The following is a 26,236-nucleotide window of genomic DNA, read 5'->3' on the forward strand; positions in this document are numbered from 1 at the left end:
CACGACAACGGGTCGAACCTGGATGAGATTGTTCTGCACCGCCGCCCTCTTCACGGCGGCAGGTGTGGCCGCCGCGGAGGACCTTGTCCTGCCCGCGGGCAACATCCTGTCCAACCCTTCGTTTGAAACGAACCTCACCGGCTGGTCGACGTGGCAGGGGACGCTGGCCCGGGTGAGTCACGCGTCGGCACCGGATGGTGCGTACGTGGTGCGCGTCACGCGGTCGGCGGGGGATGCCTATTCGCTGGATGACGCTCCGGACGCGGTGGCCTCCACGACGGTGGGCACCGTCTACCGGGCACAGGTCTTCATCGCGGCGAGCAACGCCGGGACGGTGGGCAAGCCCGTGGTGCTGGCCGTCCGGGAGCGCAATGGCGCGGGGACCTCGGTGGGGTACGCGGAGTCTCCGGAGGTTGGCCTGACGACGGCCTTCCAGCAACTGACGGTGGAGACGACGGTGCAGCAGACGGGCAACACGCTGGATGTGTATGTCCTTCAGTCCAATGCCACGGCGGGCAATGCCTTCCTGGTGGACGCGCTGACGCTGGCGGTCGTCCCGCCGCCGACGCCGGGCGAGCCGAGCCAGCTGCTCTGGAGTGACGAGTTCGACGGAGTCGCGGGCACCCTGCCGAATCCGCAGGTGTGGGAGCCCGTCACGGGCGGCATGTGGGACAACGGTCGGACGATTCAGCAGTACACGGCGCGTCCCCAGAACGCGCAGCACGACGGGAGCGGTCACCTGAAAATCATCGCGCGGCGAGAGACGTATACCGGCGCGGACGGCGTGACGCGCGACTACACGTCGGCGCGAATCCACTCGAAGGGCCGCATGGAGCGCCAGTATGGCTACGTCGAGGTGCGGCTCAAGGCGCCCACGGGGCTGGGCACCTGGCCCGCGGCGTGGATGATGGGCTCCACGGGGGAGTGGCCCGCCAACGGAGAGTTCGACATCTTCGAGGGCGAGGGGCCGCTGCCCACGCTGGCTCACGGCACCATTCACGCGCCCGGCATCGCCTACGGTTGGGGACCTCCGGGACAGGTGGACTACGCGCCCGCGCGCGTGGGTGACGCGTGGCGCACCTTCGGCATCTTCTGGAATGCCAACCGCGTGGAGTGGTACGCGGACCGAATCAAGCGCTTCACCTTCCCGCGTGGCACCACGGGGACGTGGGTGTTCGACCAGCCCAACCACCTGCTGCTCAACCTGGCGCTGGGGGATTTGGGCGGAGACCCGACGAACACCGTGTTCCCCCAGGTGCTCGAGGTGGACTACGTGCGCTGGTACGCCAACGCGCCGTCGAACTGACCGGGGCCTCCATGCCTCCAACCGGGGCTGTCCACGGCGGCCCCGGGCGACCCTCCTCGGGCCAGGTGAGCATCGCCTGCTCCCTCGCTGACCCGGCGCCCTCTCGTTAGAGTGCCGGGCTCATGCTTTCACCGCTCCAGCCTCTCTATCTGCTTCTCGTGGTGGAGCCGTCGACCTGTCCCGAGCGACTCCGTGAAGTCGAGGCTTGGGAGGCGCGGTCCGGCCGCTCGCTTCCCGCCGTCGTGCGCGAGTTCTTCACCCGCCTTGCGACCATTCCGATGGCGCCCAATGAATACCAACGCAGGGTGTGGAATGCCCCCGAGCCAGGAGCCGTCATCGTCGGACGCGTGACCGACGATGAATGGGAGGTGCCGCTTCCGGACCTGTGGGCCGAATACCGCGATGGCACGCTCGAGACGCTGACGTCCGTGCTGACCGCCGTCGAGCGCGCGACAGGCGACGAGCTCGATGTCCCCACGCCTCCGAGCGCTCTCCACGGGCCGCTGGTCTATTTCCAAACCGATGTCATGCGCCAGTGGCGCGTGTTCTTCGAACTGGATGGTTCGCGCGACCCGCCTGTCCACGAACATCACCGCGACCGCGGTTGGTCACCCCCGCGTTCCTTCTCGTCGTGGCTCTTTGATGCGTTCTTGGACGGGTACCTCCACCAGGACATGGTGCCGTATTCGTTCTGGGGAAAGAACGCCGACCTCGCGCGCTCCGAAGCGGCGTGCCCGGTGCAACCCTTCAGGAATGGTCGCTGGTTGCGAGCGTCGCAGGGGCCATTCAGCGCCGAAGCGCATGCGGCGCTCAAGGAGCGATTCTCTTCCTATTCACGCGTGTACGCGACGAAAGCCACGCTCCACGACTTCAGCCTGGCGGAAGGGGGTTGGCTCTGGATTGTCGCTGATGAGGATTCGTCGGAATGGTGGATTGCCGGCGAGACGAACGAGCACGTCGTCGAGCTCGCTCGCGCGGCGCGCGACCTTGGCCAGTTGACGGCGCCGCTCGTCGCCGATACGCCCGAAGGCGCCGCGGTGCTCGAACTGCTCGGCGCTACCGTGCCACTGTGAGCCGTGTCGGGCGAATCCTGTTCAGGTCGTGTCCCCATCCACCTGGCGCTGGTACGCCAACGCGCCGTCGAACCGACCGGGCCTCCGCGCCTCGAACCGGGGCCCTCAACGGCGGCCCCGGGCGGGTGCGTCGCTCAGGGCTCGTCGAAGATGAGCAACCCTCGTGCGTCATCCACCACGTACACGTGCCCATCTCCTGGCACGCGAATGCCGAGCGCGCCCTCGTACTGGCCGTCCTCGCGCTTGGGGTCTGACTCCCTGTAGGTGTTGAAGTGAGCCACCTGCCGGGGCTTCGTGGGATTGGAGACATCCAGCACGCGCAGGCCCTCATGGTACCAGGCGATGTACAGGCGCGTGCCCACCAGCAGCATGTTGTGGATGGAGGCGACGTCGCGCAGCTTGAACTCTCCGATGAGCTCGATGTTCGTCGGGTCATCCACCTTCAGCACACGCAGGTGGGCGCCCTGTCGCTCGCCGCCCTCGAACGCCACCGTGTGTCCGCCCAGGGTGCCCACCGCGCTGTGATGGCTCACCGCGCCGTAGTAGGTGTACTCGCCCAGGTGCTCGAAGTTCTCCGGGTTGCGCACGTCGAGAATCTGGTAGCCGCCGCTCATGTGACTCACATAGAGGCGGTCTCCGTACGCGAAGGCGTCGTGTGGCACGCCATAGATGCCGGTCCCGATGCCGCCCAGGCTCTCGCGGTGCAGGAGTCGTGGCTCGGTGGGGGTGGTCACATCAAAGAGCAGCACCTCGGCGTTCCGTCCGGTGGACATCGCATAGAGCCGGTCTCCATCGACCAGCACCGTGTGGATGTCGAGGGGCCCTCCGCCCGGGTAGCTCTGGAGGAAGACGGGACTGGCTGGATTCGAGATGTCGAAGACGATGAGGCCGGAGCTGGCGCTGGCGACATAGAGCGCGTCGCCCTTTGACCACACGCCGTTCCAATAGTTGTCGCCCGGCAGGCTGATGGACGTCTTGAAGACGGGCCGTCGCCGGTCCTTCACGTCGAAGACCGTCAGCCCGCCCGGCTCTCCCCGGCGCTGGATGGACACCACGTAGGCATGGTCCTTCGCGACAAAGACGTCCACGGACTGTCCCAGCTCCACGTAGGACTCGGAGCGCAGCTTCAATCCGCCCGAGGACTCCGCCTCGCCGCGAGCCCAGCTCATCCGCTCGGCGCGGAAGGTTCCATGCACATAGGTGGAGCCATCCGCGCAATAGCTGTAGCAGCCCACGAACTCCCGGGGAGACACCGCCTCGCAGCCCAATGCGAACTGTTCGAAGTACACACCAGAGGCCGTGTTGGTGTAGCCCATCGACGCGGAGAACTGCCCGTCGCCGAGCTGGGATGAACTGGAGGCTATCCCGTTGAGGAACTCCACCTGTCGCCCATCGGGGCTCAGTCGGAGGCCCACGGCCGCGGTGGCCATCTCCCTTTGGGGCTGCATGTATTCGACGCGGACCACGCCACGGTAGACGGCGCCCTCTCGCTCGAGTGTGTCCAGGGACGCTCGATTGCACGAGGAGAGGTCGAAGACCTCGGGTGAGCCGCAGGGGGCGGAGATGTCCTTTCGCACCGTGCAGGTCGCGAACGGACCGGTGTCCGCGATGATGTCTCCCTGCTCCTTCAGCGGCGTGTACAGCCCGTCCCACGGCTCCGCCTTCGGGTCCGAGTCACAGCCGGCCAGGGCCAGGAGGCCCATCAGTCCCGCGGTGCGGAGACCTTGCTTCATCCCAGTCATCGATGCCTCCCCAAGGAAGAGCCCCCGCACACTTCGGGGGCTCAAGGCGACATGACTCTAGGACAATCCCCTGCGCCGATGCTCACGGTCTGCTTGTCGCTCGTTGCGTATGAGGAGTCCATGCGAGGAATCCACGAAATACACGCAGCCATCCAGGTCCTGGATGAGCTGCTACCGGGTGCGGTCAGCGAGCAGCTCAACTGCAGGGGACCCAGTCTGGGTGAACGACGGTGCTCGACTGGGCTCCCGTGGAGTCGACCACATACACCTTGGGTTTGATGGAGGTGTCCCCGGGGAATGTCTCGGTGGGAGCGTAGCAGCCATAGCCGCGCAGCGTGGTTCCGGGGTTGAAGAGCGAGGTGTAGACCTTGTTGGTGTCGTAGCGGTACGTCTGTTGCCCCCAGTAGAAGGTGTAGGGCGCGACGCCGCCCGATGCCGAAGCGACACAACCCAGGCTCCCACCCACGGGACGGGTACAGATCAATGTCGCCACGGGGACGACCAGTGCCTTGCTTGCAGTGCCCACATCCTCGGGGATGGGCTCACCCGCGCTCGGCTCGCCCTCGGGCATACCGCCACAGGCCGTCAGCGACAGGCTTGCTGCGAGGACAGCGACAAGGCTCCGGCGGGGCATTGCAGGGTATGACATTGTGGGCCTCCAGGGGATGGAGGGGATTCTGCCTGACCTCTGTGTCTGGGAATAGTCGAGTCAGGAATGACATGGGGTGGGAGCCCTTTTGTCTGTCAGGGAATGCGTGTGATGCTGGCTGTCCTTCCAGCCCGGAATGGGATTCGATGTGTCTGGATGATGATGTGCGTTTGATTGAAGCGGCTCGCCCAGGTGTTCCCAGGGGCGGGCCGCTGTCGACCTGCCACCGAAAACCCAGGCGGCATTGTTGATGCTGCTAGCCGACTGACGCGGAAGGCGCCCGAGCGCATATCCACCAGCAGGCGGCGGTGAAGCGGACCTCCGTGCCATGCACGAAGGGCTCGAAGGCGACGCGGACCGCATCGACAACCTTGGTGCGAGTCCGCTCGTCCGTCTCCTGGAGGAACATTCCGACGGGCCCGAGCCGGGACAGGTACCGGACCAGCTCCTTCTCGGGAAAGGCGCACTCGACGTCGATGGGCCGGAGTTCGACTTCGGCCCAGCCGCTCTCCTCCAGGATGGATTGGACCCGGTGCGGGTCCGCGAAGGCGAACTGTCCCGGGCCACCCGGCCGACGAGCGGGGAGGTTCGGCAGGAGCGGTGCCGCCGTGCGCTCGGAGGTGGTCATGAACGGATTCTCCGCCGCACTCCGCCAGGCGATGAACCGGAGCTCCGCGCCGTCCCTCGCGGCACTTCTCAGGTTCGTGAAGGCCCGGACCGGGTCATCGAAGAACATGACGCCGAAGCGAGAGATGAGCTGGTCGAAGCTCGCGGGCTCGAACACATGGCTCTGCGCGTTGGCGTGGACGAACCGCGCAGGCGTGCCTTCCCGCTCCGCCCGCGCCCTCGCGGTGGCGAGCATCGGGTCCGAGATGTCGATGCCGAGACAGCGACCTTGTGCCCCCAACCGTCGAGCGACGGCGAGCGTGGTGCCGCCCGTGCCACAGCCGATGTCGAGCACCCGGCCTCCAGAGTCCGGGGACACCGCCGCGACGAGCATGTCCTCGAGCGGCTTGTACATGGAGTCGATCAGCTCCTGCATGTCGACCCAGGCGTGTCCGGCGGTGCCGTTCCAGAGTTTCGTCTGCTCGTCTCCAAGTGGGTTCGTCGCGGTCATGGATGTCTCCTCCGACTTGCCTTCAGGCAGCGTAAGCTCGACTGTGCCACTTCAAGTCGACTTGAGGTCAAGCAGGTGAGAGACCTGGACATCACGGAGGTGGCGCGGCGGTCCGGCGTTCCCGCCTCGACGCTGCGGTTCTATGAAGGGAAGGGGCTGCTTGCCTCCACCGGCAGGCGGGGCCTGCGCCGGCTGTTCGCTCCCGATGTCCTGGAGCGCCTGGCGCTGATTTCACTGGGGCGCGCCGCCGGCTTCTCGCTCGATGACATCGCGCACATGTTCGCGCCGGACGGGCGGCTGCGCATCGACCGACCCCTGCTCGTGGCCAAGGCGGAGGAACTCGACAGGACGATTCGCGAGCTCGGCATCATGCGCGACGGCCTTCGGCACGCCGCAGTCTGCCCCGCGCCGAGCCACCTGGAATGCCCCACCTTCCGCCGCATCCTGCGCGCCGCCGCGTCCGCCCCGACGACGGGCGCGCGAAGGAAGAGGACTCCGAGGCGCTAGCTCCAGGAGCACCGAGTCACCCTCCGGCGACCTGACACGCCCTCCGCCCGGTCCCTCGTCCGCCCGAGCCGCCAGGCCGATGCCGTGGTTCACGCGGCCCTTCACCTTCAGGCGGTGCCCGGGAGGCCCGTGTGAGCAAGGACAAGCGCAAGAATCAGGGTGGCAACGGTGGCGGCGGTGTGAAAGCGGACACGATGAAGACCTACCGGGAGGGAGAGCGCTTCCCTGGCCGGATTGGTCGCACGTACGAGGAATCAGAGCCGGCCTTCCCGATGCCACCCAAGGCGCCGAAGGACGCGCCCAACATCCTCTACGTCATCCTGGACGACGTCGGCTTCGGCTGGTGTGAGCCCTTTGGCGGCATGATTCGCACGCCCACGCTGATGAAGCTGGCACAGCAGGGCCTGCGTTACACGCACTTCACCACCACCGCGCTGTGCTCGCCCACGCGCTCCTGCCTCGTGACGGGCCGCAACCACCACTCCGTGGGCATGGCCAACATCACCGAATTGGCCACGGGCTTCCCCGGCTACAACGGCCGTCAGCCGCAGGACAAGGCGGGAGTACCCGCCATGCTCCATCAACACGGCTACACCAGCTACTGCATTGGCAAGTGGCACAACACGCCTTCCGAAGAGACGACCATCGCCGGGCCCTATGACCGCTGGCCCACGGGCTCCGTCTTCGGCTTCGACCGCTTCTATGGCTTCCTCGGAGGCGACTGCGACCAATGGGAGCCCAAGCTCTTCCTGGACCGCGAGGCCGTCGACCCGCCGGCCACGCCCGAAGAGGGCTACCACCTGTCCGCGGACCTGGTGGACCGGGCCATGAGCTGGATTTCGCAGCACCACTCGGCGGACCCGGCGAAGCCCTGGCTGACGTGGCTCGCGCTGGGGTGCGCGCACGCGCCCCACCACGTCGCGCCTGAGTGGGCGGACAAGTACAAGGGCCAGTTCGACCTGGGCTGGGACGCCTACCGCGAGAAGGTGCTGGCCCAGCAGAAGAAGCTGGGCATCATCCCCGAGCACGCGAAGCTCGCGCCCATGCTGGAGGGCGTGCAGAAGTGGGACTCGCTCTCCGCCGACGAGAAGCGCCTCTTCGCGCGCATGGCGGAGCTGTACGCGGGTTTCATCGAACACGCCGACGCGCAGCTCGGTCGGCTGATGGAGTTCCTGGAGCGCACGGGGCAGCTCGACAACACGCTGGTGTTCGTCTTCATCGGAGACAACGGCTCCTCGGGTGAGGGCACGCTGACGGGCCTGTTCAACGAGCAGTCCGTGGCGAACAACGCCGAGGAGACCGTGGCGCAGAACCTGGCGCGCATCGACCAGTTCGGCCAGCCCGGCTCGTACAACCACTACCCGGTGGGCTGGGCCATGGCGGGCAACACGCCCTTCCAGCTCTGCAAGCAGTACACGCACTTCGGCGGGGTGCGAAACCCGCTCATCGTCCACTGGCCGCGCGGAATCGAAGCCAGGGGCGAGCTGCGCACGCAGTACCACCACTGCATCGACATCGTCCCGACGATTCTGGAAGCGATTGGCGTGGAGGCCCCGCGCTTCATCAACTCCGTGCAGCAGGAGCCCGTCGAGGGCTACCCGATGAACTACTCGTTCAGCGACGCGAAGGCGCCGACCAATCACATCACCCAGTACTTCGAGATGCTCGGCAACCGGGGCCTGTACCACGACGGCTGGAAGGTCGTGACGTACCACGGGCGCAAGCCGTGGGAGAACAAGGCGCGGTGGAGCTTCGACGAGGACCACTGGGAACTCTACAACGTCGTGGAGGACCCCACCGAGTCGAACGACCTGATGAAGGGCAGGGACCGCGCGAACCTGAGCGACCCGATGGTGAAGAAGCTCATCGAGCTGGTGGGCCTGTGGTGGGCGGAGGCGGGGCGCTACCAGGTGTTGCCACTGGATGACCGCTTCCAGATGCGCGCGCTGGGCCGCGCGGGGCTCTACGCGGAGCGCGAGCGCCTGACGTATTACGAGGGCGCCGTGCGCATCCAGGAGTTCGCCGGGCCGGACACGAAGAACCGCTCCTGGGAGATGACGGCCCAGGTGGAGGTGCCCGCGGGTGACGCCCGAGGCCCCGTCGTCGCGCTCGGCGGAAGCTCCGCGGGCTTCTCGCTGTACCTCAAGGAGGGCGTGCCGGTGTTCTGCTACAACTTCCCCGGGCCCGAGCTGACGTATCTGCGTGGCAAGGAAGCGCTGAAGCCCGGCAAGCACGTGCTCCGCTACGAGTTCGAGAAGACCGGACCGGAGCCCTTCGGCGCGGGTGGCACGGGGCGGCTCTTCGTCGACGGGAAGAAGGTGGCGGAAGCCCAGATTCCCAGGACGGTGCCGGTGGGCTACTCGATGGATGAGACGTTCGACGTGGGCTGGGACAAGGGCACGGCGGTGAGCCCCGAGTACCCGTCCAACTCGCGCTTCACCGGCCGCGTCCTGCGCGTGGACTTCGACCTCAAGCCGGACTTCCACCCGGACCACGCGGACCCGACGAAGAAGGCCGAGGCCCGCTTCCAGCACGAGATGATGCGGCAGTAGCACCGCGCCGAAACGCTCCCGGTGGGCCACACGCCGGGAGCGCCTCGCCCGAAGTCACTTCAGACAGACGGCCTCGACGTTGTTGCCGTCGGGGTCCTTCAGGAACGCGGCGTAGTACGTGGGGCTGTAGTCGGCGCGCACGCCGGGCTTCCCATGGTCTTGACCGCCGGCCTCCAGCCCGCTCGCGTGGAAGCGGTCCACGGCGGCGTGCTGCGAGGCGCGGAACGCCAGGTGGGTGCCCGGCCCCGTCGCGCCCTGGGTGGGGTAGAGCCACAGCGCGGGCTCACCCGGAGGGCCAAAGCCCGCGCCCGAGTCGTCTCGCGAGCACAGTCCAAATCCCAGGGGCGCGAGCGCGGCGGTGTAGAAGCGCACGCTGGCGTCCAGGTCCTTCACCTTCAAGCCGATGTGGTCGAACACGATGACCTCTGTGTGAGAGAGGCCGTCACCGTACGGGGCGAGGGGCGAGTCGCTCTTGGAGGAAATTGCGCTCGCCCCGGGCCGCCTGACGGAAGCGTCCGGGGGACACTCCGGCGGCGCGGTGGAAGGTGCGCACGAAGTTGGAGAGGTCGCCGAAGCCGACGTCGAAGGCCACGTCGGTGATGGAGCGCGAGTCGTCCGCGAGCAGCCGCGCCGCGTGGCGCAGGCGGGAGCGCAGCAGGTACTGGTGCGGCGTCACGCCGACGACTTTCGAGAAGAGTCGCAGGAAGTGGAACGGGCTGAGCCCCGCCTCCTTCGCCGCGCCCTCCAGGTCGATGTCCTCGCCCGAGTGCGCATCCAGCCACAGCGCCGACTCCACCACGCGCCGCCGGTCCACGGGTCGCGCCGAGGGCGCCTTGTCGGTCCGCCCCGTGACGACCTCGGCGAAGCGGGCCGCGAACACCAGGCCCACCTCGTCCATCCCCACGTCGCTCGTCCCCTCGGCGGTGGCCTGGGCCAGCTCCCCCAGCACCATCAGCTCCGGCAGGGGCGGAACCCCGCCGCTGCGCCAGCCATCGGGCGAAAGCCCCATCGACTCCAGCAGCGCCGGGGCCAACTTGAAGGACAGGCACTCATCGCCGCGGAGGTGCTCGTGCGAGCACATGTACTCATCCCCGGGGTGACCTATCAGCAGCGAGCCCGCGACCAGCTCGAAGGACTCACCGCGCGTGCGGTAGCAGAAGGTGCCCTTGCGCACGTAGGCCACGGAGAAGGCGCGGTGCACCTCTGCGAAGGGCGCGTCGTCGGGGCCGGCGTCGCACCGGAAGTCCATGACTTGAATCGACTCACGCTCAAGGACTGTCGAGACCCGCATCGCCCGCCCAAGCTAGCGGCCGGTCCAGACCCGGGCAATGGAAACGACGGCCGTGGCTACTCGTCCTCCTGCTGGCCGAAGAGCAGCCGCAGCAGGGCCAGGTCCTCGGTGTGGCTGATGACATACACGTGGTCCCCTTGCTGGAACACGGTGTCGCCCTTGGGGGCGACGAGCTCCTGGCCTCGCACCAGCAGCATCGCGGAGGAGCCCGGAGGAAAGGGCAGGTCCGCCAGTCGCTCGCCGGCCACGGCGGAGGCCTGGTGGATGTAGAACGAGCTGACCTCGCCCTTGAGCAACTGCGTGGAAGCGATTTCGAGCACGGCCTGGGGCGGCTCGGGCACGTTGGCCGCGAGCCCCAGCTTGCGTGTCACCCACGGCACCGTGGCGCCGGGCACCAGCCCGTTCACCACCACGATGAAGAACACGATGTTGAAGATGTCTCGCGAGCCCTCCGTGCCGGACAGCACCGGGAAGGTGGCCAGGATGATGGGCACCGCGCCGCGCAGCCCCACCCAGCCCGTGTAGATGATTTCCCCCAGGGGAAACCGGAAGGGCAACAGGCACAGCAGCGCCGCCAGCGGCCTCGCCACGAAGGCGAGGATGAGGCCCAGGCCCAGGCCCACCCCGGCCACGCTGATGAGGTTTCGCGGATACACCAGCAACCCGAGCACCAGGAACATCAACACCTGGGACAGCCACGCCAGCGCGTCATGCACGCGCAACAGGCCGGTGCGGTAGCGGATGGTCTCGTTGCCCAGCGCGATGCCCACGATGTACACGGCCAGGAAACCGCTGCCGTGCAGGAGCGTGGGCAGGCCGAAGGACAACAGCGCCAGGGCCAGCGTCATCACCGGATAGAGCCCCGCCACGCGCAGGCGCAGCCGCTTGAGCAGGAGCCGCGCGCCCCAGCCCATGGCCAGGCCCAGGCCGGCGCCCACCACCATCTGCACCACCGCCTCCACCGCCAGCTCCCACCCCGGAGGCTTCCCGCTCGCCAGGGTGTGCGTCAGGCCGGTGGTGAGGATGACGGCCATCGGGTCGTTGAGGCCCGACTCCAGCTCCAGCGTGGTGCCCACCCGCCGCTTCAGGTGCAGCCCGCTGCCGCGCAGCACGGAGAAGACGGCCGCCGCGTCCGTGGAGGAGACGATGGCGCCCAGCAGCAGCGCCTGCGTCCACGGGAAGTCGAAGAGGAAGTGCGCCGCCGCGCCCATCAACGCGGCCGTGGCCACCACGCCCACCGTCGCCAGCACCGCCGCCGGGCGCAACGCGGAGTGGATGGCCGCCAAGGGAGTGTTGAGGCCACCGTCGAAGAGGATGAGGACCAGCGCCACCGTCCCCAGGCGGAAGGCGAAGCCGTAGTTGTCGAAGTCGATGCCGCCGGGCCCGTCGGAGCCGGCCGCCATGCCCACGCCCAGGAACAACAGCGCCACGGGGATGCCGAAGCGGCCGGACGCGCGGCTGAACAGCACGCTGAGCGCGAGCAGGGCGCCGCAGACGGCGAGCAGCAGGGCGGTGGGAAGCGGCTCCGTGGTGAGCATCCGGGGAGGACTCTACCCGTCCCCGGCGAAACTCAGGCGTCCGCGCGAGGGCGAGGGCGGACGGAGTGGGGCGCGGTGGACACGTGGGCCAATGGCAGCGTGAAGGAGAACGTGCTGCCCTCGCCCGGAGTGCTCCGCGCGTGGATGCTCCCGCCGTGGGCCTCGACCAGTCCCTTGGCGATGGCGAGCCCCAGCCCCGTGCCCCGGCTGGCCGCGTCGCGCGCCTGCCAGTACCGGTCGAAGATGTGGGGCAGCGCCTCCGCGTCGATGCCCGCGCCCGTGTCGCGGACGTGGAAGCACACCTCGCCGTTGCGCACGGACGCCCCCACCTCCAGGTCGCCGCCCGCCGGGGTGAACTTCACCGCGTTGCCCAGGAGGTTGCCCATCACCTGGAGCACCCGCGTCCTGTCGCACCGGGTGCGCACGTCCTCGGGAGGAGGCCGGGGGTGCAGGTGCAGTCCCTTGGCCTCCGCCAGGGGACGGATGGACTCCATCGCCTCCGCGACGAGCCCCGCCACCGAGTGCTCTCCCAGCTCCAGCGGCAGCCCGCCCGCCTCCAGCCGGCCCCAGTCCAGCAGGTCGGAGATGAGGCGCGACATCCGGTCCGTCGCGTCCTGGATGCGCGTGGCCTGCTTCGTCACGCTCTCTCCGCCCGGCCGCGCGCCCGGCCCGCGCAAGAGCAGCGCCGCGCCCAATTGCACCACGCCCAGCGGGTTCTTCAAGTCGTGCGACACCACGGCCAGCAGGTCCTCGCGCGCCCGGGCGGCCCTGCGCGATTCACCCACCAGCCGCGCGTTGTCGATGGCGAGGCTGGCGCGCAGGCACAGGTCCTCCGCCAGCGCCAGGTCATCCGGGCCGTACCGCCGCCCCGAACCCGAGGAGATGAAGGTCACCGCGCCCAGCGTGTTCCCGCGCGCGCGCAGCGGGATGATCATGTACGAGCGCGCCTGGAGCGTGCGCAGCAGGGCCGGGTGCGCCGGCTCCGCCGCCGCCGCGCGCAGGAGCGAATCCGTCACCGCGGGCACCAGCTCCGGCTCCCCGGTGTACAGCACGCGCAAGAGACCCACCGGGGCGTCGTCGCGCTTCTCAATGCGCTGGGGCAGTGTGCTCGCGCGCTCCTGCTGCGTCGGGTCCAGGCAGGCCGCCGCCACGCGGGACACCCACGGGCCCTGCTCCAGCGCATCCACCAGACACCAGTCCGCCAGGTCCGGCACCGCCAGGTGCGCCAGCAGCGTGTACATGCCGTGGGGGTCGGGCGGATGGGTGAACAGTGTCGTCATCGCCTGGTAGAGGAACGAGCGGCGTCGCTCGGCCTGCTCGACCTCCGCGCGCGCCGCCTGCTCCAGCTCCAGGGCGCGTGAGTACACGGCCTCGGCTTCCGTGAGCGGCCTCGCCGTCACCAGCACGGTGCTTGTGCCCTCCTCGGACGCAAGGGGCGTGAGCACCAGCGCGTGGCGGCGCAGGCCCGTGTCCACCGGCCAGGGCAGCTCCACCGTGACGGCGTCGCCGCGAGTCGACGCCTGGACTCGCGCCACCTCCAGTCGCGCGGCGTCCTCCACGGGCACGCCGAGCTCGGTCCACTGACGGCCTTCCAGCCCATCGGTCCCTCGTCCGAACGCCCGCGCTCCCGAGGCGCTGCACGCCAGGATGCGACCCGTGGCATCGAGGACGTAGGCCGGGTCGGGGAGCGCGGTGAAGGCGGAGACGAAGGAAGGCAGGGCAGGGCTCATCGGAACGCGGAAGGGCTGACGGGATATTGACACCCCAGGACCCGGAGGCCATTCCGGGCCAGGCAGGCGCCCAGCAAGGATTCAGTAGCGGATATTGTGGCTCACCCTGGCTGCGTGTCCGCCCGGACAGCGAGCAACAAGCGGGAAGGCAGGGCGGCCAGGGAGACGACCTCGTCCGCCAGCCCCGCGCTCACCACGACGCCGGGCATGCCGAAGACGACCGAGGACTCCTCGTCCTGGGCCAGCACACGGCCTCCGGCTTCGCGCAGCTCTCGGGTCCCCTCCAGGCCATCCTGGCCCATGCCGGTGAGGATGACCGCCAGGGCCTCGGGGCCGTGCGCGCGCGCGACGGAGCGGAACAGCCACGTCGCGGAGGGACGGAAGCCGTTGACGGGAGCGGCCTTGGACACCTGGGCCCGGCCATCCTGGACGCCCAGGTGCCGGTCGTCCGGCGCCAGGTAGACGTGCCCGGGCAGAAGCAGCTCTCCCTCTTCCGCCACTCGCACCGGCAGCGGGCCCGCCGTGGCCAGCCAGGACGCCAGACCCTGGCCGAAGCCGATGGCGATGTGCTGCACCACCAGCAGGGGCGCGGGGAAGTCCGCGGGCAATTCCGACAGGAGCCGGAACAAGGCGGCGGGGCCACCCGTGGACGCGGCCAGGGCGACCACCGACGCCCGGAGCGACTTCGCGCGAGGCGCGGGCCTGGGGGCGGGTGCGGTCTGCGCGGTGCCCCGGTCCGGCCAGCGGCGGACGACCTTCACCTCGGCCATGGCCTTGAGGGTGTCGCGCAGGCGGCGGCTGTCCGCGTCGAAGTCGGGGGACTCGGGGCCCAGGGGCTTCTGGAGCACCGCGAGCGCTCCGGCCCTCAACGCGGCCATGGACGTCTGGATGTCGCGCTCTACCAGCGTGGAGACGACGACGACGGGCGTGGGCACCTCCGTCATGATGCGACGGGTGGCCTCCAGGCCATCCATGCGCGGCATCTGGATGTCCATCGTCACCAGGTTGGGCCGCAGACGCTGGGTGAGTTCCATCGCCTCCACGCCGTCCTTGGCTTCGCCCACCACGCTCAGCCCCGGGTCGGCGCGGAGGATTTCCACGAGCAGTCGACGGGCGGTGGGAGAGTCCTCGGCCACCACGATGCGCAACGGTTCTGTCCTCATAGAAGTCGTCTCAAGGTCTCCAGCAGGCTCGTCGGGTCGAAGGCGCTTTTCACAAGATAGGCACTGGCCCCGGCTTGCAGCCCGCGGGCCTTGTCCTCGGGCCGTCCCCTGGCGGTGACGAGGATGACCGGCAGCCTCGCGAAGCGCGGGGAGGCACGCACGGCCTCGGTGAGGGCGATGCCGTCCATCCGAGGCATCTCCACGTCCAGCACCAGGGCCTCCGCGCCGCCCGCCTGGAGCCGCTCCCAGGCCTCGGCGCCGTCGACACAGGGCACCACGTCGTAGCCAGCGCCCTCCAGGATGCTCTGCTCCAGCGCGCGGGTGGTGGGCGAGTCGTCCGCCAGGACGATGCGCCGCCGCGTCCGCTGGGTCACCGGGGCGGGGAACAGCGCCGTGGAAGGACGGCCCCCCGCGGCCCGCACGAGGGACACGGGGTTGAGCAGGAGCGACAGCCGTCCGTCTGGCAGCACCGCCGCCGCGGACACGTGGCGAGCGCGCCGCACGCGCGGCCCGAGCGCCCGGACGAGGGCCTCCTGTTCGGCCAGGACCTCATCCACCACCAGCGCGGCGCGCGCGGTGCCGGCCGCCAGCACCACCGCTCCCCGGCGCTGACGCGGCGGCCCCGGGGGCAGTCCCAGCACGTCCGCCAGCGAGGCCAGGGGCACCAGCGCGTCTTCCGCCACCCACGTCGGACGGCCCTCCACGTCGCGCACTTCGTCGGGGGACAGCCGCACCAGCCGCGCGACGCCCTCGCTGGCCAGCGCGAGAATCTGTCCTCCCGCGGACACCAGCAGGACGCGCAAGGTGCTCAGCGTGAGGGGCACATCGAGCGCGAAGCGCGCGCCCTGGCCCGGCAGGGTGCTCACCTCCACCGTGCCGCGCATCGCCTCCACCTGCGTGCGCACCACGTCCAGTCCCACGCCTCGGCCCGCGACCTCCGTCACGCGCGTGGAGGTGGACAGTCCGGAGTGGAACGCGAGGCGCGCGGCGTCCTCGTCGTCCTCGGGGGCCTCGATGCCCTGGGCCACGGCGCGTGCTCGCAGCGCTTCCAGATTCAGTCCGCGTCCGTCGTCCTCCACCGTCACTTCCACGCGGCTGCCGCGCAGGCGCGCGGACAGGGTGACGCGGCCTTCCTCGGGCTTGTGCGCGCGGCGGCGCTCCTCGGGTGACTCCAGGCCATGAGCCACGGCGTTGCGCACCAGATGGAGCATGGGCTCGCGCAGGGATTGGAGCAGGGAGCGGTCCAGTTCGAGCGCGCCGCCGTGGACCTCCAGTCGCGCCTTCTTGCCTTCGGAGCGGGCCACGTCGCGCGCGGCGCGCTCCAATCCCTCGCAGCCTTCCAGGAAGGGCAGGGTGCGCGCGCGGCGGACCTCGTCGTCCATGCCCGTGGCCACGCCGCTCAGGGTCCGCTGGTCCGCCGCCAGCTCGCGGGTCACGCGCGCCAGCTCCTTCTCGGCCCGGCGCAGCGAGGACTCGGCCTCCGTGCCCTGCACCGCCTCGCGCATGCGCGCCAGCTCCTCGCGCACGCCCTCCAGCGTCTCCGTTCGTCCTTCCAGCCGCAGCGAAGCCACCCGCAGCTCGCCGCTGCGAGAGAGCAGCGCGTCCAGCTTCTGCGCCGATACGCGCACCGGCAACGTCGCTTCGAGCACGGGGCTTGTGGGCGGGGATTCGGGCGCGGAGGATTCGGCGGAGGAGCCGGGCATCCGAGAAGACTCGGCGGAGGAGCCGGGCATCCGAGAAGACTCGGCGGAGGCGCCGGGCATCCGGGAAGACTCGGGGGCTGCGCCCGCCGCGCGCGAAGGCTCGGCGGCGGAGCCCGGCGCACGGGAACGCGCGGCGGATGCGCCCGGTGCACGGGAAGACTCGTCGGTGGCGCCGGGAGGTCGTGTCGCCCCCGGTGCATGGGGCGTCGTGCCCGTCGCGTGGGGCGCCGACACGTCGCCGTTGGCCGCGCGCTCCAGGTCCGGCAACAACGTGTCGAGCGGCGAGCCGGCCAGCTCCTGCTTCGAGGCGAGCCGCCTTCCCGCGTCGTCCAGCGCATCCACGGCGGCGAAGCACAGCTCATACAACTCTGGCGACGCGGTGCGCCCGTCGCGCAGCGGCTCCAGCACTTCCTCCAGCCGGTGACACGCCGTCTCCACGAGCAGGGCACTGGCCGCGCGCGCTGCGCCCTTCACGCTGTGCAGCGTGCGCAGGAGCGCGGCCACCCGCTCCGCCGCGCGCGGCGTCCCCTGCTCCCGCTCCAGCGCGAGCAGGTCCCGGTTGAGCGAGGCCACATGCCCCTCGAGCTCCTCGAGGAACGTGGCCAGCAGTGCCTGGGCGAGCCTGTCGCGGTCCATCAGCGCCCGTACTCTTCGAGCAGGTTCTTGAGCTTCTGGCCCATGCCGTTGATGTCCTGCATGGCCCGCTCCGTCTGGCGGGAGGACATCAGGCCCTGCTGCGTGGCCTGGTTGACGTCATGCATCGCCTGGCGAATCTGGGCGATTCCGGTGGCCTGCTGGTTGGCGGACGCGGCGATTTGCGCGGCGGTGAGCGACGCCTGGGCCAGCAGGTCCGACAGCGACTGGATGGTGGAGCCCGCCTCGGCGACGATGCGCGTGGTCGCCGCCACGCTCTTGGTGCCTTCCTCGGTGGTCATCACCGCGCCGTGGGTGGCCTTCTGAATCTGTCCCAGAATCTGGCGCACCTGACCGGTGGCCTTCTTGGACTGGTCCGCCAGCGCCTTCACCTCGGCGGCGACCACGGCGAAGCCCCGGCCATTCTCTCCGGCGCGGCTGGCCTCGATGGAGGCGTTGAGCGCGAGCATGTGCGTCTGCTCGGAGATGTCATTGACGGTGGTGATGATGTCGCCAATGGCCTGGGCCTGCTCGGCGAGGGCGAGGATGCGCGAGGCGATGGACTCCACCTGCTCGCGCACGGTGCCCATGGAGGCGACGGCCTCTTCCACGGTGCGCCGTCCGGTGCGTCCCACTTCCTCGGCGTGGCGCGCGGAGTCGCTGACGTTGCGAGCGCGGCCAGCGGCCTCCTCGGACGTCTTGGTGATTTCCTCGATGGTGCTCACCGTCTCCGTCACCGCGCTGCCCTGCTCCTGCGCGCTGGCCACCTGCTCCGTGGTGCTGGCGAGGATTTCGGAGCTGGCGCCCGCGAGCTGGTTGACGAACTCCGCCACGGTCCGCAGCGTGTGCTCGCGCTGCTCGGACTGCTTGGCGATTTGTGCCTCCGACTGCTGGCGCCGCTCGGCCATCTCGTTGAAGGCGCGCGCCAGCTCCGCCATCTCGTCTCGGCCCTTCAGGTCGATGCGGTGGGTGAGCTCGCCGCGGCCGAGCTGCTCCGTGCCAATCATGAGCCTGCGCAGCGGGACGGTGATGCTGCGCGTGACGAGATAGCTGCCCGCGGAGACGAGGATGATTCCCAGCACGGTGCAGATGGCGAGCACCCACATGATTTGCCGCGCGGTGTCCCGGGCGGCATCTGAGTGCTCGGTCCAGCGCTCCTGCTCCTCCGCGAGCATCTCGTTGATGACGGAGCGAATCTGGTCCATGAGCTGCTTGCCCCGGTTGCCCCGGATGATGGGGAGCGAGGCCTCCAGACCCTTTTCACGGCGCTGGCGGATGCCCTCCTCGAGCAGGGCCAGGCGGCCCGTCACGAGCGGCTCCAGGCGCACCATGCGGTTGCGCTGGTCGGGGAACGGGGCCATCGCGTCGCGCAGCATGTTCATGTCCTGCTGGAGCGAGGAGAGGGCCGACTGGTAGGGCTCCAGGTACGGGTCCTCACCCGTGAGCAGGAAGCCGCGCTGGCCAGTCTCCGCGTCGATGAGCAGGGCGCGCACCTCGCGGACCAGACGGAAGTTCTCATGGGCCTTGAGCAGCCCCTCGGTGGTGTCCGTGAGCTGGCGTGCGCCCTGGAAGGCGACGACCGCCAGGATGAGCAACACCATCAAGGACAGTCCGAAGCCGAGCGCGATGCGGTTCCCGATGTTCATACGACTCCTTCGTCGGACAAATCGAACACGAGGCGACTGTCACCCAGCAGTGCCTCGCCCTCTAGCAAGAGTGTTCCGTCCCTGTCGGCCGCGAACACCAGTCCCCCGGCGGAATCCGCGAGGGTGACGGGGGCGGGCAACAGGTCCTGGCTCGACACCTGGGTGACTTCGTGGACTTCCTCGGTGCGCACGCCCAGCTCGGCCCGGTTCGTCCCCAACACCAGCAGGGGGCCCGAGCTCTCCGCCGGAGCGCGGCCGAAGAGAGGGGCGAGCTCCACCACGGGGAGGACCTCGCCATGGAGCAGGGTGAGCCCGCGCAGCGTGGGAGGCGAGCCGGGCAGGGGCACCACCTCCGCGGCGCGGACGACCTCCAGCACGAAGCGTGACTCCAGGGCGTAGGTCTGGCTGGCGGCGCGAAAGCGCACCATCTCGCGCAGGGTGCCGGGAGCGACCTCGGGCGTGGGAGGGCGGCTCAAGACGCGAGCGCGCTCGTCGAGGAGCGCGGCCTCCGCCTCGGGGCTGAGGGCGCCTTCCGCTTCGCGAGAGGCCACGAGGTTCGCGAGCCGGGCGCGGACGGAATCCCAGTCGATGCCGTGAGGGCCAGCCATCAGGGTGCCTTGCCTTCAGTCAGGGGGTTCTCCAAGCGGATGCGTTCATCGCGCGCGGCGTGTGCGAGGTCCCGGGCGTGTTCTCCCTCCGCGAGTGGCAGGGGGGCATCGGGAGGAAGGGCTTCACAGAGGGCCTCTGCTTCGCGCAGGGCCTTGAGCGCGCCAGGGATGTCACCGAGTCGGCGCAGCACGCGTCCCAGGACGAGCCACGCCACGGCGAGGGTGGGCTCCAGGTACAGGGCCTGACGGACGGAGCGCTCGGCGTCGGGCAGACGTCCCTGGCCGAGGAGAAGCAGGGCTTCGAGGTAGCGCAGGTCGGGGACGAGGGGATGGCGGGAGGCGGCCTCGGCGCTGGCGTAGACGGCGGCCTGTGCGTCGAGGTTGGCGATGGCGCGCACGGCGGCGGTGGCCGTGTCGGGGTCTGAATCCAGTGCACCCATGCGAAGCGCGGCCTCGCGCCAGTCTCCGCGCTCCAGCGCGCGGCGGGCCGCGGAGAGTTCGGAGGGGCTCGGAGCGCGAGGCGAGGGACTCCCAGTTCCCTGAAGCGCACCCGGTGTGCCCGCGCCTGGTGCAAAGCCAGACACGCCGACGTTGCTTCCGTGAGCCGCGCCCGACGTGCCCGCGCTCGTGGAGCCCGTGCCCCGTCCGTGAGTCGTTCCCGACGTGCCCGCGCTCGTGGAGCCCGTGCCTCGTCCGGGAGTCGTGCCCGATGTACCCGGGCCTGGAGGGAATCCGGGGGTGCCTGTCGTCGCGCCCGAACCGGGAGCGAAGCCAGGGGCGCCGATGCCTGTCGTCGCGCCCGAACCGGGAGCGAAGCCAGGGGCGCCGATGCCTGTCGTCGTGCCCGAACCGGGAGCGAAGCCAGGGGCGCCGATGCCTGTCGCCGCGCCTGAGCCCGGAGCGAATCCAGAGGTGCCGATGCCTGTCGCCGCACCCGAAGGGCCCGAGCCCGGAGCGCCCGTGCGGCCTCCGGAGGGGCTCGTGGCTCCACCGCCCGGGAAGCGTGTGGTGCTGCCGGAAGCCCCTGTCGCGGTGCGTGCACTGCCTCCGGGTGCGGTACCCACGCCGCCCTCACCCGAATGCGCGGGGTGTCCTCCGCCGGAAGGCGGCACCGTCATCCGCCCTCGGTCTCCGAACGGCGACGCATCGGGGACGGCCACGGTGGTGCCAGGTGGGAGCCGTCGGTAGAACACGCCCCACTCGGTGAGGACGGGCTCCAGCGGAGCGAGCCCCCCGAGCGGCGGGTCCGAAGGTCCGGTGAAGAGGACACCGCCTTCACCCAGCGAAGCGTGGAGTCGGCGGGCCACGGCCTCGATGGTGGAGCCGTTGAAGTAGATGAGGACGTTGCGACAGAAGACGACGTCCAGCTTCCAGATGCCCGAATCCGGTGACGGCCACGTATCGAGCGCGAGGTTCAGGTAGCTGAACCGCACGCGTTGCTTCACCTCGGGCGACAGGACGTACTGCCGGCCCTCGGGGCGAAGGTGGACCCGCATCCGTTCAGCCCACGGGCCCCGCATGGACCACTCGCCGTAGTGCGCGCGTCGCGCCCGAGCGAGCGAGGCGCGAGACACATCGGTGGCATACACCGCCATGTGTTCGCCCCAGCCCTCGTTCATCAGCAGGGCCGCCATCGAATAGGGCTCCTCGCCGGACGAGCAGGCCGCGCTCCACATCTTCACGGTGTAGTCCGGGCCATGGCGTTCCCGGAGCGCGGGCAGGACCATGCGGCGCAGGAACTCGAAGTGCTCGGGGGTGCGGAAGAAGTACGTCTCGCCGATGGTGAGCTCGGTGAGGAGGTCATCCATCGCGGCGGAGTCGGAGGTGATGCGCGCGCGATACTCGTCGAAGTCACTCACGCCGGCGCGAGCCATGGCGCGAGAGATGCCTTCCTCGGCGGAGGCGGGGCAGCTCGGCGGGGCCAGGCCGGCGCGCTCCTCGACGAGCGCGAGCACGGCGGGGTAGCCCTCGTGGCTCCACGGCCCTTGCCTCACGGACGCTCCGTCGAGGTGGCGAGCGCCGTGTCCAGCTCCAGCGCCTCGGCCTCGGAGAGAAAGCCGCGCAGGTCATGGACCAGGACCAGTCCGTCTTCCAGCTTGGCGGCGCCGGCCACGTAGCCCACGCCGGGCAGCTCGCGGGGCGTCTCATCCCATTCGCCTGGAGCGAGCACGCGCAGGCCCTCGGCGCGGTCCACGCGCAGCGCGACCTGACGCGGGCCCGCCTGGGCGATGATGAGGTGGTCGAGCGCCGAGAGGGGACGTGCCGGGTGACGGAAGCGCCGGCGCAGGTCCAGCACGGGGAGCAACTGGCCATGCAGGTTGAGCAGGCCTTCGACGACATCGGGTGCGCGGGGCAGCGGTGTCAGGCGCACGGCGCGAATCAGCTCTCGCACGTCCTCCATGGGGAGGCCGTAGCGCTGGCCTTCCAGGGTGAACAGCAGCACCTCTCGCGGAGCGGGCACCATGTGGGAGGGACATAGACGCTGTCCTGCGGGCTGTCGAACACGGCGTGCGCCCCGCACGTCGTGTGTCCACCAGTTCCCACTGGCGTCCGTGGCCTCCTGCCGCGACACACGTTTTCCCGCTTTCCGCACGCGGGTGCCGGGACCTGATAGATGCCGACGCGGGTATCACCGTGAGCGAGGCGCGTTTCTCCCAGACCCTGCTGTCCTTCGACGCACCGCCGCTGCCTGGCGACGTGCCGGCGCGCCTCCCCAGTCCGTTCGAGTCAGGCCCTCCGGTGCGACTGGCCCGTCTGGCCGCGGAGGCGTTGCAACAGCGACTGCGGCGCGAGCATGCGCGATGGGAGGAGCTGTGGCGGCCCGGTGGCGGCAAGATGTTCGGAGTGCTGGTCGTCGCGGGGCCGGAAGGACGGCTGGAGTACCTGTGCGCGTTCTCCGGGATGCTGGGCGGCTCCTGGGACGTGGAGGGCTTCGTCCCGCCCGTGTTCGACCCCGTGGCGCGCGCCGCGTTCTGGCCCGAGGGTGAGGCGGAGCTGGCCGAACTGGGACGGAGGCACGCGGAGCTGACGGAGCAATGCGCACGCCTCGCCCAGGAGCCTCGAGGACGAAAGGCCGAGCTGCGAGAACTCGAAGCGCGCCGGAGCGAGGTCGCGCACAAGCGGGCGGAGCGTTCCCGAGCCCTCTGGAGTCAACTGTCGCAGGGCTTCGCGGTTCCCAATGCGAGAGGCGGGCAGCGGTCCATGGCCGCGCTGTTCGCGCCGCGTCCACCGCCGGGAGGCGCGGGAGATTGCGCCGCGCCCAAGCTGTTGTCCTGCGCGTACCGTCACGGATTCAAGCCCCTGGCGCTCGCGGAGTTCTGGTGGGGCGCGGAGCCGCTCGGAGGAGGTCGGCGGTCGGGTGCGTATTACCCGGCCTGTGACAACAAGTGCGGAACGGTGCTGCCGTTCATGCTGGAGGGCCTGGCCGTGGACCCCGCGCCAGCTTCGCCCGTCACCTCCCGCGACGAGGACGTGCTCCGCGTGCTGCACGAGGACGCGGCGTTGCTCGTGGTCGACAAGCCCCACGGCTTGCCATCGGTGCCGGGCCGGCATTCACCCACGCGCGACTCGGTGCTCGTCAGACTCCTGCCACGCTTCCCGGACCTGAGCGCCGCGCGCTTCGTCCACGAGCTGGAGTCTGAGGTGTCGGGCCTCCAGGTGATTGCCCGGGACACCGCGACCCAGTCCGCGCTCCAGCGCCAGCTCGCGCGTGGCGAAGCCGAGCACCGGCACGTCGCCTGGGTCGAAGGACTCGTCGCCGTCGAGCAGGGTCGTATCGACGTGCCCTTGCGAGGCACGACGTCAGGTGCCCTTGAAACGCTCGCGAACCCGAATCACGGCAAGCAGGCCGTGACGGAGTGGCGTGTCACGGAGCGAAGCGAGTCGCGCACACGCGTGCTGCTCTGGCCCCGGACGCGTCATGCGATGCAATTGCGCATCCATGCCGCGCATCCGTTGGGGCTGGGCCTGCCCCTCGTCGGGGACGCGCGCTTTGGCGTCGAAGACTCGCGGCTGATGCTTCACGCAGAGGGGCTCGACTTCACCCACCCGGGGACCGGGAAGCGGTTGTGTTTCCAGGCTCGCGCCTCATTCTGAGGACACTCGCATACACCGCCGAGGTGAGGGCAGACAGTGCCAGAGGTCTTCTCGGTCCGAGGAGGAAATGGCAAGGTGCCGAACCCAACAAGTGGGGATTGGAGCCGCCGTGAAATCGATGCGTTTCTACGTCGCCTTGCTCGCCATCGTGCCTGGGGTCGTGTCACTGGAGGCTTCCGCGATGTTCACCAATCACGCATCCAAGGAGATCAATCTCAAGCTCATCTACGTGGGGCCACAGCTCTCGGGCAAGGCCGAGAACCTCCAGTACGTGTACGACAGGACCGAGCCGGACTCGAAGGGCAAGATGCTCTCGCTCGAAACGAAGACCGAGACCACGATGTTCTTCGACCTCTTGCCAAAAGGCGTGGGCGAAATCCGTGGCTACCGAGTGCGCATCCACCTCTACAGCCTCTCGGGCCAGGAGGAGTACGCCGCTTCGACCCGATTGCTGCTCAAGCACGCCGACGGAATCGTCTTCGTCGCCGACTGCCAGAGGGAACGGCTCGATGCGAACCTTGAAGCTTTGGAGAGAGTGAAGTCCGCTCTGCATGACCAGGGAATGGATTGGTCGCGGGTCCCGAAAGTGTTTCAGCTCAACAAGCATCGACTCCCGAATGCGCTCCCTGCGGCCGAACTCAAGAAGGCGCTCGGGCTCACGAGTGAACCGACCCTCCTCGCGGACACACGGGATGGTAGCGGCGTGTTGGATACGCTCACAGCGGGCGTCAAGGAACTGCTGTCGGGCCTGAAAGAGAACCGCGTGAAGGAATGGGTGCCCTCCCAGGAGGAGAAGGCCTCTGGCGACCGCATGACCTCCCGTGTGCAGCTCGTGTCCCACTACGGAGAGTTCTTCGGAGAGGGCGTTCACGAATACGGTCCCTGGGAGCCGTCCGCCAACGCCCCGCCGTTCTACGTGATGCGTCACCCTCCAACGAAGGACCGCCCCTATTACACCTACGCGACCTTTGGCGTCAGCACGAGCCCGCAGGCGGCTGGAGGACCTGAGCCTCGAATCGAGTTGCTTGCGTACTCGCCGGACGAGAACGACCGCGTGGTTGAACGTCTCGTCGCCGTGGCGCTGATGATCAAGTCGGCCTCAAGTGAGGACCCGCCCTTCAAGACCTACGACACCGTGGACCTCGGCGATACCACCGAGCCCAACAGCCGGTTCGCACTGGTGCCCCCGGAGGAGGTTCCGGCCTTCTCCAGCTTTCCGAATCGGAAAAGAGAGCCCCAGCAGCTCCTCTTCACCCAGGCGGTGGGTGCGAAGAAGGACGCCGATGCGCGGGTCACATTCGTGAAGCTGCTGCCGCTGACGAGCGATGAGGCGAGCTTCGCGGCCGAGAAGACAACCCGGGCCTTGCTCAAGAAGATGGGCTCCCGCCCGAAGCACCAGGGGTGGGGCCCGGCGACGGAGCCAGCCATGAAGCAGCACGGTGCTGCTTCCGGCAAGCGGTAGCGCTGACACCGGCTCAGCGCGCCCTGGGGCGGAAATACGAAGGGCAGGGGGGCAGACGAGAGGGCACACCCTTCATGGCCCCCACGCCCCTGCGTGCCAGTGAGTCGGAGGGTCACCAGCCTTAACCGGACTTTGCACGCGGCGCGGCACGGCCGGGCCGCATCGGAGGAGTCCGCTCATGGCCAGCAATCGCGGCGTCGTCTATCTGGGTCCCGGCAAGGTGGAGGTGCGCTCCATCGACTACCCGAAGATGGTGAACCCGGAAGGGAAGTCCATCGAGCACGGGGTCATCCTCAAGGTGGTCTCCACCAACATCTGTGGCTCGGACCAGCACATGGTGCGCGGACGCACCACTGCGCCGAAGGGCCTGGTGCTCGGCCACGAAATCACTGGAGAAATCATCGAGAAGGGCAAGGACGTCGAGTACCTCGCCATCGGCGACCTCGTCACCGTGCCCTTCAACGTCGCCTGTGGTCGCTGTCGCACGTGTCGTGAGCAGCAGACGGGCGTGTGCCTCAACGTCAACAAGGGCCGCGCGGGCGGTGCCTACGGTTACGTGGACATGGGCGGCTGGGTGGGCGGACAGGCCGAGTACGTCATGGTCCCCTACGCGGACTTCAACCTCATCCGCTTCCCGGACAAGGCGCAGGCGCTGGAGAAGATTCTCGACCTGACCATGCTGTCGGACATCCTCCCCACGGGCTTCCATGGTGCCGTCATGGCGGGCGTCGGTGTCGGCTCCACGGTGTACGTCGCGGGTGCAGGTCCGGTGGGGCTCGCGGCGGCGGCCTCCGCGCATGTGCTGGGCGCGGCGGTGGTGATGGTGGGTGACATGAACCCGGAGCGGCTGAAGCACGCGAAGGCCTCCGGCTTCGAGCCCATCGACCTGACCAAGAGCGACAAGCTCGAGGAGCTGATTGAAGCGGTCGTCGGTGTGCCGGAGGTGGATGCCTCCGTGGACGCCGTGGGCTTCGAGGCGCGCGGCCATGGCGCCCAGGCCACCACGGAAGCTCCCGCCACGGTGCTCAACTCCCTGATGGCGATTACCCGCGCCGCGGGTGGTATCGGCATCCCCGGGCTCTACGTCACCGAGGATCCGGGCTCCAAGGACGAGGCCGCGAAGCAGGGCAACCTGCGCATGCGCTTCGGGTTGGGCTGGGCCAAGTCCCATCGGTTCTTCACGGGGCAGACGCCCGTGCTGCGCTACAACCGCCAGCTCATGCAGGCCATCCTCCACGGCCGGCTGCCCATCGCGAAGGCCGTCAACGCCACCGTCATCTCGCTCGACGACGCGCCGCGCGGCTACCACGAGTTCGACACGGGCGTGGCTCGCAAGTTCGTCATCGACCCACATGGGATGGTGAAGAAGAAGTCCGCCTGAGTCCGGCGAGCAGGGACCTCTTCCTCCTCGGAGGCACGTG

20 protein-coding genes are annotated in these 26,236 nt (G+C 69.2%); 7 read left to right on the plus strand and 13 right to left on the minus strand.

Annotated elements, in window-relative coordinates:
* The first annotated feature begins 22 nt into the window (after positions 1-22).
* Both HUA74_RS07020 and HUA74_RS07025 read left to right on the plus strand, forming a co-directional pair.
* Positions 23-1,306, plus strand: a complete 1,284-nt coding sequence (locus HUA74_RS07020; protein ID WP_174453915.1) for a family 16 glycosylhydrolase — start codon at positions 23-25, stop codon at positions 1,304-1,306.
* Positions 1,307-1,428: 122 nt separating this feature from the next.
* Positions 1,429-2,379: a hypothetical protein gene (locus HUA74_RS07025; protein WP_174453916.1), complete on the plus strand. Its 951-nt coding sequence runs from the start codon at positions 1,429-1,431 to the stop codon at positions 2,377-2,379.
* Between the two features lie 134 nt (positions 2,380-2,513).
* On the opposite strand, the gene HUA74_RS07030 is transcribed toward HUA74_RS07025, so the two are convergent.
* The 3 genes from HUA74_RS07030 to HUA74_RS07040 form a co-directional block, all read right to left on the minus strand.
* Positions 2,514-4,112, minus strand: a complete 1,599-nt coding sequence (locus HUA74_RS07030) for an LVIVD repeat-containing protein (protein ID WP_254614124.1) — start codon at positions 4,110-4,112, stop codon at positions 2,514-2,516.
* Positions 4,113-4,317: 205 nt separating this feature from the next.
* Positions 4,318-4,770: a hypothetical protein gene (locus HUA74_RS07035; protein WP_141644491.1), complete on the minus strand. Its 453-nt coding sequence runs from the start codon at positions 4,768-4,770 to the stop codon at positions 4,318-4,320.
* A 256-nt stretch (positions 4,771-5,026) separates the two neighbouring features.
* Entirely contained in the window at positions 5,027-5,887 is an 861-nt protein-coding gene (locus HUA74_RS07040) for a class I SAM-dependent methyltransferase (protein WP_141644490.1), read from the minus strand.
* Positions 5,888-5,962: 75 nt separating this feature from the next.
* Between HUA74_RS07040 and HUA74_RS07045 the strand changes: the two genes are divergently transcribed.
* Positions 5,963-6,394, plus strand: a complete 432-nt coding sequence (locus tag HUA74_RS07045) for a helix-turn-helix domain-containing protein (RefSeq protein WP_141644489.1) — start codon at positions 5,963-5,965, stop codon at positions 6,392-6,394.
* A 131-nt stretch (positions 6,395-6,525) separates the two neighbouring features.
* Positions 6,526-8,946: an arylsulfatase gene (locus HUA74_RS07050; RefSeq protein WP_254614125.1), complete on the plus strand. Its 2,421-nt coding sequence runs from the start codon at positions 6,526-6,528 to the stop codon at positions 8,944-8,946.
* Positions 8,947-9,000: 54 nt separating this feature from the next.
* Here HUA74_RS07050 and HUA74_RS07055 read toward each other — a convergent pair whose 3' ends face one another.
* From HUA74_RS07055 to HUA74_RS07100, 10 genes are all read right to left on the minus strand, one after another.
* Positions 9,001-9,363 carry a VOC family protein gene (locus tag HUA74_RS07055; RefSeq protein ID WP_174453917.1) on the minus strand — a complete coding sequence of 121 codons (363 nt, stop codon included), beginning with the start codon at positions 9,361-9,363 and terminating at the stop codon, positions 9,001-9,003.
* A gap of 25 nt (positions 9,364-9,388) precedes the next feature.
* Positions 9,389-10,195 carry a helix-turn-helix transcriptional regulator gene (locus HUA74_RS07060; protein WP_254624960.1) on the minus strand — a complete coding sequence of 269 codons (807 nt, stop codon included), beginning with the start codon at positions 10,193-10,195 and terminating at the stop codon, positions 9,389-9,391.
* 98 nt (positions 10,196-10,293) lie between these two features.
* The gene (locus HUA74_RS07065) at positions 10,294-11,775 is read right to left on the minus strand and encodes a potassium/proton antiporter (protein ID WP_174453919.1); all 1,482 of its coding nucleotides are present in this window, start codon (positions 11,773-11,775) and stop codon (positions 10,294-10,296) included.
* Positions 11,776-11,807: 32 nt separating this feature from the next.
* Entirely contained in the window at positions 11,808-13,505 is a 1,698-nt protein-coding gene (locus HUA74_RS07070; RefSeq protein ID WP_174453920.1) for an ATP-binding protein, read from the minus strand.
* Positions 13,506-13,606: 101 nt separating this feature from the next.
* Positions 13,607-14,668: a chemotaxis-specific protein-glutamate methyltransferase CheB gene (gene cheB, locus HUA74_RS07075; protein ID WP_141644484.1), complete on the minus strand. Its 1,062-nt coding sequence runs from the start codon at positions 14,666-14,668 to the stop codon at positions 13,607-13,609.
* On the minus strand, positions 14,665-17,007 hold the full coding sequence (locus HUA74_RS07080) for a hybrid sensor histidine kinase/response regulator (protein WP_174453921.1): 2,343 nt from the start codon (positions 17,005-17,007) through the stop codon (positions 14,665-14,667). Before HUA74_RS07080 ends, cheB begins: the two co-directional genes overlap by 4 nt.
* Positions 17,007-18,650 carry a methyl-accepting chemotaxis protein gene (locus tag HUA74_RS07085; protein ID WP_174453922.1) on the minus strand — a complete coding sequence of 548 codons (1,644 nt, stop codon included), beginning with the start codon at positions 18,648-18,650 and terminating at the stop codon, positions 17,007-17,009. The genes HUA74_RS07080 and HUA74_RS07085 overlap by 1 nt, the downstream gene beginning before the upstream one ends.
* Positions 18,647-19,258: a chemotaxis protein CheW gene (locus tag HUA74_RS07090; RefSeq protein ID WP_141644481.1), complete on the minus strand. Its 612-nt coding sequence runs from the start codon at positions 19,256-19,258 to the stop codon at positions 18,647-18,649. The genes HUA74_RS07085 and HUA74_RS07090 overlap by 4 nt, the downstream gene beginning before the upstream one ends.
* The gene (locus tag HUA74_RS07095) at positions 19,258-21,252 is read right to left on the minus strand and encodes a CheR family methyltransferase (RefSeq protein WP_174453923.1); all 1,995 of its coding nucleotides are present in this window, start codon (positions 21,250-21,252) and stop codon (positions 19,258-19,260) included. The genes HUA74_RS07090 and HUA74_RS07095 overlap by 1 nt, the downstream gene beginning before the upstream one ends.
* Entirely contained in the window at positions 21,249-21,722 is a 474-nt protein-coding gene (locus tag HUA74_RS07100) for a chemotaxis protein CheW (RefSeq protein ID WP_141644479.1), read from the minus strand. Before HUA74_RS07100 ends, HUA74_RS07095 begins: the two co-directional genes overlap by 4 nt.
* 170 nt (positions 21,723-21,892) lie before the next feature.
* Here HUA74_RS07100 and HUA74_RS07105 point away from each other — a divergent pair, with 170 nt between their 5' ends.
* From HUA74_RS07105 to fdhA, 3 genes are all read left to right on the plus strand, one after another.
* Positions 21,893-23,353, plus strand: a complete 1,461-nt coding sequence (locus HUA74_RS07105; protein WP_174453924.1) for an RluA family pseudouridine synthase — start codon at positions 21,893-21,895, stop codon at positions 23,351-23,353.
* A 118-nt stretch (positions 23,354-23,471) separates the two neighbouring features.
* Positions 23,472-24,815, plus strand: a complete 1,344-nt coding sequence (locus tag HUA74_RS07110) for a suppressor of fused domain protein (protein ID WP_174453925.1) — start codon at positions 23,472-23,474, stop codon at positions 24,813-24,815.
* A 178-nt stretch (positions 24,816-24,993) separates the two neighbouring features.
* The gene (gene fdhA, locus HUA74_RS07115) at positions 24,994-26,196 is read left to right on the plus strand and encodes a formaldehyde dehydrogenase, glutathione-independent (RefSeq protein WP_174453926.1); all 1,203 of its coding nucleotides are present in this window, start codon (positions 24,994-24,996) and stop codon (positions 26,194-26,196) included.
* Positions 26,197-26,236 lie beyond the last annotated feature (40 nt).

The sequence above is a fragment of the Myxococcus sp. CA051A genome (assembly GCF_013336705.1).
Taxonomy (GTDB): domain Bacteria; phylum Myxococcota; class Myxococcia; order Myxococcales; family Myxococcaceae; genus Myxococcus; species Myxococcus llanfairpwllgwyngyllgogerychwyrndrobwllllantysiliogogogochensis.